Source organism: Cypionkella aquatica (assembly GCF_030161095.1).
Lineage (GTDB): Bacteria > Pseudomonadota > Alphaproteobacteria > Rhodobacterales > Rhodobacteraceae > Cypionkella > Cypionkella aquatica.
This window is the reverse complement of the sequence record NZ_BSPP01000002.1, coordinates 37,995-52,869: the sequence shown is the minus strand read 5'-3', so window position 1 is coordinate 52,869 and position 14,875 is coordinate 37,995. Positions and strand designations below refer to the sequence as shown.

9 protein-coding genes are annotated in these 14,875 nt (G+C 60.0%); all 9 read left to right on the top strand.

What is annotated here, in order from left to right:
- The first annotated feature begins 278 nt into the window (after positions 1-278).
- The 9 genes from QQJ98_RS00945 (at position 279) to QQJ98_RS00905 (ending at position 14,865) form a co-directional block, all read left to right on the top strand.
- Positions 279-4,088, top strand: coding sequence for a beta strand repeat-containing protein (locus tag QQJ98_RS00945; RefSeq protein ID WP_284323443.1), 3,810 nt, complete (start codon positions 279-281; stop codon positions 4,086-4,088).
- A 15-nt stretch (positions 4,089-4,103) separates the two neighbouring features.
- On the top strand, positions 4,104-5,432 hold the full coding sequence (locus tag QQJ98_RS00940) for a TolC family protein (RefSeq protein ID WP_284323442.1): 1,329 nt from the start codon (positions 4,104-4,106) through the stop codon (positions 5,430-5,432).
- Complete coding sequence (locus tag QQJ98_RS00935) at positions 5,429-7,735, top strand: ATP-binding cassette domain-containing protein (protein WP_284323441.1); 2,307 nt, start codon at positions 5,429-5,431, stop codon at positions 7,733-7,735. Before QQJ98_RS00940 ends, QQJ98_RS00935 begins: the two co-directional genes overlap by 4 nt.
- Positions 7,732-8,913 carry an HlyD family type I secretion periplasmic adaptor subunit gene (locus QQJ98_RS00930; protein ID WP_284323440.1) on the top strand — a complete coding sequence of 394 codons (1,182 nt, stop codon included), beginning with the start codon at positions 7,732-7,734 and terminating at the stop codon, positions 8,911-8,913. The genes QQJ98_RS00935 and QQJ98_RS00930 overlap by 4 nt, the downstream gene beginning before the upstream one ends.
- Before the next feature lie 147 nt (positions 8,914-9,060).
- On the top strand, positions 9,061-9,906 hold the full coding sequence (locus tag QQJ98_RS00925) for an OmpA/MotB family protein (RefSeq protein ID WP_284323439.1): 846 nt from the start codon (positions 9,061-9,063) through the stop codon (positions 9,904-9,906).
- A 91-nt stretch (positions 9,907-9,997) separates the two neighbouring features.
- Positions 9,998-11,302: a flagellar hook protein FlgE gene (locus tag QQJ98_RS00920; protein WP_284323438.1), complete on the top strand. Its 1,305-nt coding sequence runs from the start codon at positions 9,998-10,000 to the stop codon at positions 11,300-11,302.
- A 9-nt stretch (positions 11,303-11,311) separates the two neighbouring features.
- Positions 11,312-12,769, top strand: a complete 1,458-nt coding sequence (gene flgK, locus QQJ98_RS00915; protein WP_284323437.1) for a flagellar hook-associated protein FlgK — start codon at positions 11,312-11,314, stop codon at positions 12,767-12,769.
- A gap of 3 nt (positions 12,770-12,772) precedes the next feature.
- Positions 12,773-13,774, top strand: a complete 1,002-nt coding sequence (locus QQJ98_RS00910) for a flagellin (protein WP_284323436.1) — start codon at positions 12,773-12,775, stop codon at positions 13,772-13,774.
- Positions 13,774-14,865: a flagellar basal body P-ring protein FlgI gene (locus QQJ98_RS00905; protein WP_284323435.1), complete on the top strand. Its 1,092-nt coding sequence runs from the start codon at positions 13,774-13,776 to the stop codon at positions 14,863-14,865. Before QQJ98_RS00910 ends, QQJ98_RS00905 begins: the two co-directional genes overlap by 1 nt.
- The last annotated feature ends 10 nt before the right edge of the window (positions 14,866-14,875 follow it).

Here is a 14,875-nt window from a genome sequence, read left to right as displayed (position 1 = left end):
TCATGTGCGATCAAGCACCGCAGCCTTCAAATTACAACCATAGGGTGCGCAATGCGCAGCCCTCAGCCGTGAAGGCTGTAGCAAAGTAATCCATCTGTAACGCGAAAGCCGCAAATGTGGCGGAATTGAGGGGGAAATTGAGCAAAAACGAATCATGCCCCGTCTAAACACTGGAAATTGCATCGGAACCTCGATATCTTTTTCCTCAATCAGCCCCCGAAAGTGGGGCGTATAACACTCGGGCGCCAAAGTCCGGGCTTTTGAGGCGGAGTAGTACGATGGTTAAAGCGATTGATTTCGCTGTTCGCACTGGTGCGGGCGGTGCGCAGCGTGGCAGCGTGGCTGGTGACAGCCAAGGCAATTTCATTCAGGTGGGTTCGGGCGATTCGGTTTCGCTAAACCTCTCGCAGGCAAGCGTTGTTGCCTATGAGCAGCACGGCGGCGATTTGCTGATCAAGCTGTCGGATGGACGCAGCATCGTGCTGAGCAACTACTTCAACGAGCAGCCGGGCGATGTGAACCATCTGTACCTGTCGTCTGAGGGCGAAATCACCGAGGTGATCGTTCACGAAGGTCAGGACGGCGTGTTGGCGGCCAATTATGGCCCGGTCAGCGGCTGGGACAAGTGGAGCCCCTTGGACGAAATGCGCTTTACCCAAGCGGATAGCATTGCCGATGTGGCGATGGTGTCGAACGAGCCTGCCGGGATGGCGCCGTTCGTGCCGGGCCTGTTGGGCGGTCTTGGCGGTTTGGGCGCGATTGCGGCGGGCGCTGGTGCGATTGCAGTCATTGGCGCTGTTGGTGGCGGTGGTGGTGGCGGCGGCGGTGGCGGCGGCGGTGGTGGTGGCGGCGGCACGCCCGACACAACCCCGCCTGCGGTGACCATCACCGAGGGCACCAGATCGGTGAACCATGTCGAAAACGGCGCGGATTATGTGAACGGCGTGGTGATTGGCGGCACCAGCGAACCGGGTGCGGCGATCTCTGTTCTGGTCAATGGCCATACCCAGACCACCACGGTCGGCAGTGACGGTCATTGGACCGTGACCTTCCCGACAACACAGGTCGACCCCGGCGAATATGAAATTCCGGTGGTGGTGCGGGCCACCGACGCGGCTGGCAACTCGACCACCCTGAATGATGCTTTGGTTGTCGACACCATCCCGAACCCGATCAACTTTGACGCCGTGACCGGCGATGACAGAGTGAACTTTGTCGAGAACGCGACCGGTCTTGTGGTGAATGGCACCTCGATTGCTGGTGCAACGCTGCAAGTGACGCTGAACGGCGTGACGAACACTGTGGTGGTAGGCACCGATGGGCATTGGACCACGACCTATCCGGTCGGCACCCTGCCCGCTGGCGAGTATACCCAGACCATCACGGCAACTTCGACCGACAACCACGGCAACGTCTCGACTTCTTCCCACACTTTCGCGGTGGATACGCAGACTTCGGTGGCTTTCACCGGCACTCCGGGCGGCGATGGCACGGTGAACGCGGCGGAAGCGGCGGCGGGTGTGGTGCTGAACGGCACTGCGCAGGCTGGGTCTTCGGTTTCGGTGGTGTGGAACGGCACGACCTTGACCACGGTTGCCAATTCGAGTGGCGTGTGGACGGTAACCTATCCGGCAGGTGCGGTTACTGCGGGAACATATACCTCGACGGCGACAGCCACGGCGACCGACAGCTTTGGCAACACCGCGACCGCCACGCAAGTGGTGCATGTTGACACTGAAACTGCGGTGACGGTGAACAACGGCCAGTCCGGCGGCGATGATGTGATCTCGGGCAGCGAGGCTGCGGCCGGAGTGGCATTGACTGGCACGGCTGAGCCGGGTGCCACGGTTGTGGTGACGCTGGAAGGCGTGTCGCATACTGTGACAGCGGGATCGAACGGCACTTGGATCGCGACGTTCAGCACCAGCGAAATCCGCCAAGGCACCTATGACTCGGTGGTTTCGGTAACCTCGACCGATCTGGCGGGCAACACGGCTTCGACCACGCATAACCTGCATGTCGACACCCAGACCTCGGTTGCAGTGAATCCGGGTCAGGCTGGCGGCGATGACATGGTCAACTCTGCGGAAGCGTCGTCTGGGCTGACCTTGACCGGCACCGCTGAAGCCGGAGCGCAGGTGACGGTGACGTTTGAAGGCGTCACCAGGACCGTGACCGCAGGCGCGAATGGCACTTGGACGGCCAATTACACCAGCAGTGAAGTGCGCGGCGGAACCTACGATTCGACCGTACAAGTGTCGTCGGTGGACAGCGTTGGCAACACCGCGACCACCAGCCATCTGTTGCATGTTGACACCCAGATCGCGGTTGCGATCCCGGCGGGTCAGGCAGGCGGCGATGATGCGATTTCTGGCGCAGAGAAAGCGGCAGGCGTGGCGCTGACGGGCACCGCAGATGCGGGCGCAACCGTTGTTGTCACCATGGGTGGCGTCAGCCACACTGTCACAGCAACCAGCGCCGGCACCTGGAGCGTGAATTTCGCGGCCAGCGAAGTGCGCGCAGGCACTTATGACACCGTGGTATCGGTGACCGCGACGGATGCGGCTGGCAACTCTGCCACCGCCACACACAGCGTTCATGTCGATACCGAAACCAATGTTGCGATCAACGTCGGCCAAGCGGGTGGCGATGATATCATCAGCGGTGCAGAAGAAGCCGTTGGCGTGGCGCTGACTGGCACTGCCGAAGCCGGTGCGACGGTGGTGGTGACGATGGATGGTGTCAGCCATACTGTCACCGCGACCAGCGGCGGCACTTGGACGGCGAATTTCTCGTCCAGCGAGATCCGCTCGGGCACTTACACGGCCACCGCGACGGCTGTTGCAACGGATGCTTTGGGCAACACGGCGACCAGCAGCCACACTGTGAATGTCGATACCGAGGTTGTGCCGTTTGACCGCGCAACGCTTTCGACCGGTTCAGACAATATCCTGAACGCGGCAGAGGCCACCAGCGGCTTGACCGTGACGGGCCATGTCGAAGCGGGCTCGACCGTCATGATCAGGTTCGGCAGCGGCGCGCAGCATGCGGCAAACGTGGCGGCAGATGGCAGCTGGAGCTTCACCATTCCCGCGGGCGAAATCCCGGCGGGCGAAAACTCGGTGACTTTGACGGCGGTTGCGACCGATCATGTTGGCAACGTCTCGACCCTGACTGAACAAGTTGCGGTGGACACAATCGTGCGCAACTTCACCCATGCAGAGGTGATTGCGGGCGACGACATCTTGAACGCAGCCGAGCGCGCAGCAGGTCTGACGCTGACTGGCACGTCAGAGCCGTTCTCGACACTGGTTCTGCATCTGGCAAATGGGTCGGAAGTGACGACTTCGGTCGGCGCGAACGGGCTGTGGAGTGCGACCTTCCCGGCATCGTCTTTGCCAACCGGCGAAGGCACCACCACGGTGACGGTGACGGCGACGGATCATGCGGGCAACACTGCCAGCTACACCGACAGCTTCCAGTATGACACTGTGATGCCAAGCGATCCATGGATCACCAATGATGCGGGCACAGGCAACCTGATCTCGGGTGTGGCTTCGGCGGTTTCGCCAGACGCCTTGACCTATCATGCGGTTGCGGCGACGGGTGCAGCGATTGATCTGCACACCACGGCGCAGTTTGATGCGGGCGTCGATGTCAACGGCACCAATGTGCCAAGCCACTGGGCGTTCTTCACCAATCCGGTTGCCGATGGCAGCTATCTGGTGATCAACGACACCGATGCGGCAGGCAACGAGCAAAGTACGCTGTATTTGCGATCGACCACGGGCGTGACGGTCGATCTGGGTCGGGAAGGTCTGCAAGGCTTTGATTTCGGGACGATTGACCTGACGTCGTCGCATGCGACGCTGACGCTGACCGAGGCGCAGATCAACAACCTGACTGGTGCGGATCAGCAGATGACGATCCGGGGTGCTGGCGATGATCAGGTGAATATCGCGGGTGCAGTTGCTGGCGGCCATCAGATGGTGAACGGCGAAAGCTATACGCTTTACACCTTGGGCAGCAGTGGCGCTTCGGTGCTGGTGGACGACGATATCGTCGTGAACACGAGCACTGGCGTCTGATCCGGGACAAGGGCCATGCCCAAGGACCGCAAAAACGGGTCCGGGATCGGGGTTAAACGCCTTATCCCGGCGCTGGCAGGGCTTGCCCTGCTGGCAGGTTGCATGGGGGGAGCGGAAGCGCCCTCGATGCTGCAAACACATGAAAATGCTGGACCGAATTCGGTGGGTGCCTTGGGGCAGCCTGCAGGCACAGGTCTGATCGGAAACTTGCAGGCGCGGCGGTCGGTTTTGCCGCCGGGCGGGGCCTATGCCAAAGTGGCCGACGCGGTGATCACTGCGGGCTCAGGCGCGGCGCAGGCAGAGTTGCGCGTGGCGCAGCTGAAGGCCAATGCACAGGCGAAGAATTGGCTGCCATCCATTGGGCCGTCGGTCAATCTGACCTCTTTGGGCGGTTTGGCGGCAAGCATGCTGCTGGAGCAAGCGCTGTTTGACAACGGACGGCGCAAGGCCGAGCGGGCATTTGCCTCGGCTGATGTCGAGGTGGCTGCGGTCAGTCTTTCCACCACGATGAACCAGCGCGTCTTTGAGGGTCTGTCGTATTATGTCAACGCCGAGCGGGCGCGGGCGCAGGCGCAGGTCGGCCAATCGGCTGCTGTGCGGCTGCAAGAGTTCAACAATATCATGGGCAAGCGCGTCGCGGGCGGCTTGTCAGATGGATCAGAGCAACAGGTTCTGAATCAGCGCGTTGCTGAAATGCAGGCGACGGTCTCGGTTGATATGCAGACCGAGGCAAGCCAGATGGCGCAGCTGACTGCTTTGGCGGGGCAACCGCTGAATGGCATCAGCGGGATTGATACGCTGTCGGGTCTTAACGACAGCACGACCGAGCCTTTGTCGGTGGTACAAGCGCACGGCGAAGGCACGCGGGCGATTGCGCAGGCACAGATGCAACTGGCTGGCCTGAAATTTGGGCTGGGTGCGACAGCGGGCTTGAATGAAAGCGGCATCAATCCGGGCGTGCGGTTGAATGGCGCAGGGCTGCTGAACCCCGGCGCAAAGGATAACATCGCTGCGTTGCAGCAGACCGGCGATGTGGTGGATCGGCAGACGGCAGAGGCCGCCGAGACCGCCAATCGCCGCATCGTCGCCTTGCAGGCGCAGAAGGCCAATCTGGCCGCGCGTCAGGCGCAGGGGGCCGAAGTGGTGCGGCAGACCGGGGCCAACCTTGATCTGTTCACCCAGCAATACAAAGTTGGGCGGCGGACGCTGCTGGAACTGGTTGGGCAGTATGATGCCTATGCGCGGCTGCAGCGTGATCAAACCTCGCTGCGGTATGACATGGCGCTGATTGATCTGGAAATTGCCCGCGATCGCGGGATGTTGGTAGATGGGGCACGGATGTGAATGATCGGGTTGTTGCCTTTGATATCAATGCAGGCCGCGTGGCTGCGGGCGACGTGCGCACTGCGGTCGACAACCGGGCACCACAGGGCCGCCACAATGCGCGGGTTGTAAACCGGGCGCAGCTGGCCTCGGTTTACGCGGGGCTTTGCGGCACAGATTTGGCGGTGGCTGATCTGGTCGAGCAGATTCAACTGGCATCGGATGCGGGCCAGTTGGGTTTGCCAGAAGTGGCGCGGGCGTTGCGCAGTTGTGGCGTCGCGGCACAGGTCGATCCGGTGCAGGCAACCGATCCTAAGCATTGGCCAGCCCTTGCCGAGATGACCTCGGGCCAGATCGTTCTGGTGTTGGGCGAAACAGCCGATGGCGTCGAAGTTTACGACACCAGTGTTGACACGATGCGGGCCGAAGTCTCGCATGATGATTTCGCGCAGGTTTATGCGGGGCGGCTGCTGCGGGTGCGCACTTCGGTAGCCGAGCTGGAGACCCGGCATGTCGAAGCCGCCAAAACTCCGCATTGGTTCTGGGGCGAGTTCAAACGCTATAAGCGGCAATTGGGCGAGGTGGCGGCAGGGTCACTGGTGGCGAATATGCTGGCGGTGGCGGTGTCGCTGTTCTCGATGCAAGTGTATGATCGGGTGATCCCGTATCAATCGGAGCCGACGCTTTGGGTGCTGGCTTTGGGCGCGATGCTGGCGATTGTGCTGGAAGCTGCGCTGAAGCTGGCGCGGTCTGGGCTGATGGATAGCACGGGCAAGCGGATAGAGCTGAGCGTGCAGGCGCGGCTGATGGACAAGCTGCTGGGCATGAAGCACGGGCCAGGTCAGCGCAGCCCTTCGAGCCTATTTGCCGCGATGCGCGAGTTTTCTTCGGTACGCGAGTTTTTCACCGCGACGACGATCGGCACGATGGCAGATTTGCCGTTTATCTTGATTTTTCTGGCACTGGTGGCGTCGATTGGCGGCAATCTGGTGTGGATCTTGATTGCAGGCGGCATCCTGATGGTGCTGCCGGGCTTTCTGTTTCAAAGGCGCATGGTGGCTTTGACGGCGGCCACGCAGGGCGCCTCCACGCGGGCGGCGCGGCTGCTCTATGAAGCGATCTTCGAGGCTGAAACCGTCACCACCCAACGCGGCGAGGATCGGATCAAACGGATCTGGGCTGAATTGTCGACTTTGTCGGCAGTGAAATCCAGCGATCAGCGCCATCTGACGGCGATGCTGGGCTATTGGGCGCAGGGCGTGCAGCAGGCGACCTATATTTTGGCCGTGGTTGCCGGGGCATATCTTGTGTTTGCGGGCGATTTCACCGTGGGCACGATCATCGCGATTGGTATTCTAGCGGGGCGGACCTTGGGGCCACTCGCGGCTTTGTCGTCAACCATGTCGAAATGGACCAATGTGAAAGCGGCGCTGGACGGGTTGGAGGCGATTGCGCAGTCCAATCAGGCCGAGGAAGCCGGGCGGCACTATCTGCGCCGAGACAAGCTGGTGGGCGCGTTCGAGTTGCGCAATGTCGAGTTTCGCTATGATCCGAAAGCGGCGGCGACAGTGGAAATCAACGGGCTTTCTATTCCGGCAGGGCAGCATATCGCGGTGCTGGGGGCGAATGGCTCGGGCAAATCGACGCTGCTTCGGGTGCTGGCGGGGCTTTACGAACCCTCGGCAGGCCGGGTTTTGATTGATGGCGTTGATCTGAACCAAGTGCATCCGCGCGATTTGCGGCGCGGCGTCGGCTATCTGGGACAAGAGGTGCGGCTGTTCGCCGGAACCTTGCGCGATAACCTGAACATGAGCCAGCTTGAGCGCAATGACGACCGCTTGTTCGATGCGCTGGATTTTTCCGGGCTTGGGCCATTCGTGCGCAGTCATCCGCGCGGGCTTGATCTGGAAATCCGCGAGATGGGTGAGGGTTTGTCGGTTGGCCAGCGCCAAAGCATAGGCTGGGCGCGGATTTGGCTGCAAAATCCGGCGGTTGCTATTCTGGATGAACCCACAGCGGCGCTGGATCAGACTTTGGAAACCACGTTGGTTTCGCGGCTGAAGACTTGGCTGGACGGGCGCACGGCGATCATTGCCACCCACCGCGTGCCGATTTTGCAGCTGACCAACCGTGTGGTGATCATGCAAAATGGGCGACTGGTGGTGGATGGTCCGCGTGAAGCGGTGCTGGCGCATCTGAACGGCGGCGGTGTCGCGGCGCAGGCCCCCGCTTCAAGCCGACCCCCGGCTGCTGGCGTGGCGATTGGCAGCATCACTCCGGTGAAAAAGGCCTTTTCCATGCAGGTTGGGGGTGCGCAGCCATGAGCCTTGCCACCTATGACGACAGTTTTGCCGAGAAAACCCGTGGCCCCAGCCGCACGATCTGGATGATCGTGGCCGTGATGGTGGTGTTTGTGGCCTGGGCCTCGGTGGCTTGGGTTGATGAAATCGTGCGGGCGCAGGGCGAGGTGGTATCCTCAAGCCGCCCGCAGATTATTCAGAACCTTGAAGGTGGGATTCTCGCCGAGTTGAACGTCGCCGAGGGTGATGTGGTCGAGCCGGGGCAAACATTGGCGCGGCTGTATGGCACGCAGTATCAGGCGGCGGTGGACGAGCTTTCAGACGAGATTGCCACGCTGGAAATTCGCCGTTTGCGGATCGAGGCCGAAATCAACAGCGCGCCGGATTTCGACGTGCCAGAGGTGATGGCCAAGCGGGTGCCTGCGGTGGTTGCCTCGGAAAAATCTTTGCTGACAGCACGTTTGGACGAATATGACGCGCGGGTCGAAGGTGCGAAAGCAGTGCTGGAGCAGACCTCGAAAGAGGCTGAACTGCTGGAGAAAATGTACAAACAGGACATCGCGCCGCTGATCGAGGTGACGCGGGCGCGGCGAGACAATTCCGATGCAAAGAACAAGCTGAGCCAAGCGCGCACCACCACGGAAATGGAACGCGCAACCGATTACGCCAAGACCGAAAGCGATCTGGCAAGTCTGCGGCAAAAGCTGAAACTGGCGCAGGACCAGTTGTCGCGCACCGTATTGGTGGCCCCGATGAAGGGCGTGGTCAACAAGTTGTCGATCACCACGATTGGCGGCGTTGTAAAGCCGGGCGAAGAGATTTTGCAGATTATCCCGCTGGATGACGCCGTGTTCATCGAGGCACGGGTGAAGCCGCGCGACATCGCCTCGGTCCGTGAGGGTTTGGATGCAACGGTCAAGCTATCGGCTTATGACTATACGATTTACGGGTCTTTGAAGGCCAAGGTGGTGTTTATCTCCGCTGATACGTTCAAGGATGAGCGGTCCCGCGATCCAAATGGCGATCCGCATTACAAGGTGACATTGGCGGTCGATCAGACCAAGTTCACCGAGCGGCAGAAAGGTTTGGAAATCAAGCCCGGCATGCAGGCGGATGTCGAGCTGGAGACCGGCGGCAAGACGATTCTGACCTATCTGACCAAGCCCTTGTACAAGTCGAACGAAGCTTTGCGCGAGCGTTAGTTTGCTTTGGAAAGAATTGGGGCTCTCACCCCACCCCGCTACGAGTTTGCTGCGCCCTTTGCCGGGAAATAGCTAAAATCCAATCGCTTAAGCCTTGGTAAAGCCTGTTGCCCTATTCTGGCCATGGGTGTGAAACATGGGTGTGTGATGGTCGGGCAATCAAATGCCGCGCCAGTCATCATCAAGCGGAAGAAAATTATCAAAGGTGGCGGTCATCACGGTGGTGCGTGGAAAGTGGCCTATGCTGACTTTGTGACGGCCATGATGGCCTTCTTCATGCTGATGTGGCTGTTAAACGCGACAACGGAAAAACAACGCAAAGGTATCTCGGACTATTTCAGTCCGACGATCGCGGTCAGCCGGATTTCGGGTGGTGGCGATGGCATGTTTGGCGGTGACTCTACTTTCACCGAGCAGACTATGGCGCATAATGGCACCGGGGCAAGCGCGCGAACTCCGACAGAGGCTGAAAAGGCGCGCGGCGAAGCTGCCACCGGTGAAGCCGCCGCTGCCGCTGCGGCAGAACAGGGTCGGATGGCGCAGATCGCGCAGGCTTTGATGGCGCAGGGCGGCGAAAGCATGACCATGGAGCGGATGCTGCGGCATGTCGTCACCAAGGTCACCGACGAAGGCTTGGTCGTTGAAATATTTGACCTTCCAGACGCGCCGTTGTTCGTCGACGATACGGCGGAACCAACGGGGGAAACGCGCAAAATTACCGCATTGATCGCCGAAGTTCTGCAGTTGGCTCAGAACCAAGTGGCCGTTAACGGACATATGCGCAGGCTGCCGATCACGTTGAAAAACAACCCCGCATGGGATCTGACAGCGGCGCGCGCGCAGGCTTTGCGACAGATGCTGGAAAGTGATGGGATCGACGCGACCCGGATGGCAAGGATAAGCGGCCATGCCGACCGCAAGCCTGCAACGCAAGATCCAAGCGCGATCCGCAACAACCGGATGGAGATCATTCTGCTGCGGAAGGATCGCTGAGATGATTCAAATTTGAACTGTTAGGGCGATCTTAAGGCGCATCGGGCAGGTTCGATCCAACACAGGTCGAAGCTGCAGAAAGGCGCTTTCCATGACGATTTCCTCCTCTCTCAATGCAGGGGTGGCGGGGCTGAATGCCATCGCCAACCGCCTTGCGACAATTGCTGACAATATCGCAAACTCATCGACCTATGGCTACAGACGGGCCGAAACCGATTTTCATTCGGTTGCTTTGCAAGGCAATTCGAGCTCGGCCTACGTCGCGGGCGGGGTGCGGACTTCAAACATGCGGCTGATTGATGAGCGCGGGCCGCTGATTTCAACCGCGAATGCAACCGATCTGGCCGTGGATGGCCGGGGCTTTCTGCCAGTGACCGATATTGGATCAGTTGACGGTGCTGACGGCGCCTATCCGATTTCACTGGTCACCACCGGGTCGTTTCGGCCTGATGCATCGGGCGTGTTGCGCACGGATACCGGGCTTGTTCTGATGGGCTGGCCTGCCAACGCCGATGGCAGCGTTGCGACCTTTCCGCGTGACACGATGGCAGCACTGGAGCCTGTGCGCATCAACGCAACCCAGTATATCGGCAACCCCACCACAGCGATGACGTTGGGCATCAATCTGCCCGCGACTGACAGCACCGCCGGCAGTGCGGGCGACCCGCGCGACCTTACCATTGAGTATTTTGGCAACCTTGGCACCTCGGAATCGCTCGATTTCAGCTTTACGCCAACGGTGCCTACGACAGGTGCCTCGAATACCTGGACGATGACGATCCGTGACAGCGCATCCGGTGGCACTGTGATTGGCGAATACACCCTTACCTTCGATCCATCACAAGCGGCGGGCGGCACATTGGCTTCGGTCACAGCAGTTTCAGGGGGTGCCTATAACGGCGCTGACGGCACAATTCCGATTTCGGTCGCAGGTGGCAGCATTGATCTGAAGATAGGTGAACTGGGGCAACCCAATGGAATGACACAGCTTTCCAGCAATTTCGCGCCGGTGTCGATCAGCAAGAATGGCTCTCCAGTTGCCAGCTTGACCTCGGTTGAGGTGGATGAAAAGGGCGATCTCTATGCGATTTATGACCAGGGATTCAGCCGCCGAATTTATCAGCTGCCGGTGGTGGACGTGCCAAATCCGAATGGGCTAACCACGCTGAACAACCAGACTTATCAAACCTCGGCAGCCTCGGGCCCGTTTTATCTTTGGAACGCGGGCGATGGGCCGACTGGCAGCGTGGTGGGATATGCGCGCGAAGAATCTTCAACCGATGTGGCATCAGAGCTAACGCAATTGATCCAGACCCAGCGCGCTTATTCATCGAACGCAAAGGTCATCCAAACGGCAGATGAGATGTTGCAAGAAGCCACAAATATCAAACGATAGGATGCTTGAATGTCAATCACAGCGGGGCTTTCATCAGCACTATCCGGGTTGAACGCGGCAGCGCGCGCGGCCGAAATTGTGTCTTCCAACATCGCCAATGCGATGACCGATGGTTACGGTCGCCGCGAACTGCAGCTGAGCGCGCGCACCGTTGGCAGCACAGGTCAGGGCGTCAGCATCACCAGCGTGGTGCGGCACAGCGATCCGATTGTGCTGGGGGATCGACGTCTGGCCGAGGCCGAAAGTGGCAGCAGCGCGACCACCGCAAGTTTTCTGAAACGCTTGGAGTCGGTGCTGGGCACGGTCGACAGCGCGGTTTCACTGGGCAGCCGGATCAACGATTTCGACACGGCTTTGCTGCAGGCAAGCTCGCGTCCCGAATCGGAAGCCCGGCTGTCAAACGTGATGCAATCCGCAAAGGCTTTGGCAGCGCATATAGCAACCGCAGGGGCCGATATCCAAATCGTGCGTTCGACCGCCGATGATCAGATTGAAAATCAGGTCGGGCAGGTCAACACCGCATTGTCGCGGATCGCGGATCTGAATGGCCAGATCCGCTCAAACACCGGTACTGGCCGTGATGCGTCGGCGTTGATCGATCAGCGCCAGCAGATGATCGACAGCATTGCCAAGATCATCCCACTGCGCGAAGTGCCACGCGACAAGGGCGAAGTCGCCCTGATTACCACGGGTGGCGCCGTCCTGCTGGATGGATTGCCTGTGCAGTTGGGTTTCAACCCGGTGGGCGAGGTCGTGGCAGATATGACGCAAGCCAGCGGAGGCTTGTCGGGCCTGACCTTGAACGGCAAGCCGATCTCAACGCGTGCCGAAGGCGGACCTGTTTCGGGTGGGACACTGGCGGCGCAATTCGCGATTCGCGACGATCTCGCGCTGCAGGCCCAACAGAAACTGGATGCGGTGGCCCGCGATCTGATTGAACGATTCGCCGCTTCTGGCCTTGATGCCACCCGCACAACGGGCAGCGCGGGATTGTTCACCGATGCGGGTGCAGCCTTCAACTTTGCCGCGGAAACAGGTCTGGCCCAGCGCCTGAGCATCAATGCGGCGGCAGATCCGGCACAGGGCGGCGCACTTTGGCGATTGCGTGACGGGCTGGGCGCCGCGACCCCGGGTGCGACGGGCAACAGTCAGCTTCTGAACGGCCTGCAAGCGGCGCTGACCGCGCAACGGGTCCCAGCCTCGGGCGGCTTTATGACTGGCGCGCGCAGCTTTGCCATGCTGGCCGCTGATTTGGTGTCTGGCACGGCAACAGCGCGGGTGCAGATGGACAGCGAAGCCACTTACGCCTCGGCGCGACTTGATACGCTGAAGTCGATGCAGATGGAGCAAGGCGTTGATACCGATCAGGAAATGCAATCCTTACTGGTGATCGAGCAGGCCTATGCAGCCAATGCCAAAGTGATCGCAGCGATTGGCGAGATGATGCAAAAACTGCTGGAGATGTAACAAATGAGCGCGATTTCCCTAGGCGATATGGCGCGATCATTCATGTTGCGCCGCCACACGCTTGATCTGAAACAGACCATGCAGCAGTTGACCAACGAGGTCGCGACGGGCCAGGTCGGCGATGTCGCAGCACGGGTTTCAGGTGATTTGATACCAATCGCGAGCATTGATGCGTCGCTGGCACGGTTAAAGGGCTATACGGCAGTCACAACGGAAGCGGGACTTTTCGTCGGCGCGATGCAGACCGCGCTTGGCACAGTGGATAAACTTGCGGGGACTCTCAGCAATACGCTGATCTCCACCACAACGGGGGCGTCCGCTTCCTTGCTCGATGCGGCAGGCCGGCAAGCCGAGCAAGATCTGCAAACGGCCTTATCAGTGTTCAACACCCGTTTTGGCGACCGCAGCCTTTTTGCGGGAACGGCGACCTCAAACGCCCCGCTGGTTGCTTCTGACACGCTGCTATCCGCTCTGGTCAGCGCAGTCTCGGGGGCTGTCAGTGCGCAAGATGTTGAAACGGCAGTAACAAACTGGTTTGCAGACCCCAACGGATATGATGCGCTTGCCTATCAGGGAGGCGACGCTCTGGCAGCTTTGGCCATCGCACCCGGCGAGCAGACCCATATTGACGTGACTGCGAAAGATCCCGCTTTGCGAAACACTATCAAAGGCCTTGCGATGGCGGCTTTGCTCAATCGTGGTGTGCTGGCGGACCAAAATACCGGGCGTCAGGATCTGGCGCGCCGGGCTGGACTTGGCCTGCTGGAAAACAAGAGCGATCGCACCAATGTCGCCGCCAAGCTTGGTCTTGTTGAAGCACAGATTGATGCTGCTGCAACCCGCAACGCGACCGAAAACTACGCGCTGCAAATCGCCCGCAATGGCATCACCGAGGCCGATCCATACGAAACCGCGTCGAGGCTTGAAGAGACGCAGGCACAGCTGGAAAAGATTTATGCCATCACCGCGCGGATGTCGCGCCTAAGCCTATTGGATTACTTGTGATGAGAAGAATTCTCTGCGCGGTCATGGTCGGCCTGCTGTCTACGGCTGCTTGGTCGGGCCCGATCAGGATCAAAGATCTGGTTGAGTTTGACGGCGTGCGTGCGAATGATCTGGTCGGCTATGGCTTGGTCGTTGGGCTGAACGGCACGGGCGACGGATTGCGCAATGCGCCCTTCACGGAAGAGATCATGTCCAACTTGCTGGAACGGCTGGGCGTCAACGTTACTGGTGAGCAATATCAGCCGAAAAACGTTGCTGCCGTTTTTGTGACCGCAACCCTGCCAGCGTTCGCGCGGGCGGGCGGTCAGATTGACGTGACGGTCTCGGCGATTGGCGATGCGAAAAGCCTTTTGGGTGGCACGTTGATCATGACGCCTTTGAATGGGGCCGATGGTCAAATCTATGCGGTCGCTCAGGGCGCCATCATCGCCGGCGGGATTTCGGCAGATGGGGAGGCGGCAAAAGTCGTGCAAGGCGTGCCGACCGCCGGCATGATCCCATCGGGCGGCCGCGTTGAGCGTGAGGTGGAGTTTGATTTCACCCAGTTGGAGTCTATGCGTCTGGCTTTGCGCGAACCCGATTTCACCACAGCCGAGCGGATCGAATCCGCGATCAACGCCAAGATGGGCAGAGGCTCGGCTGAAATGCTTGACGCAGGCACTGTGCTGCTGTCGACAAACGGCCGCTCGCCCGCGCATCTGCTCAGCCGCGTCGAAAACATTCAGGTCGAGCCTGAAACCAAGGCGCGCGTGGTGGTGGATCAACGATCTGGCACCATCGTCATGGGCGCAGATGTGCGGATCAGCCGGGTCGCTGTGGCGCAGGGCAATCTGACACTACGGATCGCGGAAACGCCGACCGTATCGCAGCCAAACCCATTTTCGGAAGGCGAGACGATCTTACTGCCGCGCAGTTCTGTCGATATTCAGAACGAACCCGGCACGGGATTGGCCGAAGTGTCAGGCGGCACCAACCTGTCAGAGGTTATGGCCGGTTTGAACGCGCTGGGCGTCGCGCCACATGACATGATCGACATTCTGAAAAGCATTAACTCGGCCGGGGCATTGCATGCAGAGTTCGTGGTGAATTGAGTTGAGCGGG

Coding starts and splice junctions, on each gene's coding strand:
- QQJ98_RS00920 (WP_284323438.1), top strand. CDS start 9,998: ATGACGATTTCCTCCTCTCTCAATGCAGGGGTGGCGGGGCTGAATGCC.
- QQJ98_RS00925 (WP_284323439.1), top strand. CDS start 9,061: ATGGTCGGGCAATCAAATGCCGCGCCAGTCATCATCAAGCGGAAGAAA.
- QQJ98_RS00905 (WP_284323435.1), top strand. CDS start 13,774: ATGAGAAGAATTCTCTGCGCGGTCATGGTCGGCCTGCTGTCTACGGCT.
- QQJ98_RS00930 (WP_284323440.1), top strand. CDS start 7,732: ATGAGCCTTGCCACCTATGACGACAGTTTTGCCGAGAAAACCCGTGGC.
- flgK (WP_284323437.1), top strand. CDS start 11,312: ATGTCAATCACAGCGGGGCTTTCATCAGCACTATCCGGGTTGAACGCG.
- QQJ98_RS00940 (WP_284323442.1), top strand. CDS start 4,104: ATGCCCAAGGACCGCAAAAACGGGTCCGGGATCGGGGTTAAACGCCTT.
- QQJ98_RS00945 (WP_284323443.1), top strand. CDS start 279: ATGGTTAAAGCGATTGATTTCGCTGTTCGCACTGGTGCGGGCGGTGCG.
- QQJ98_RS00910 (WP_284323436.1), top strand. CDS start 12,773: ATGAGCGCGATTTCCCTAGGCGATATGGCGCGATCATTCATGTTGCGC.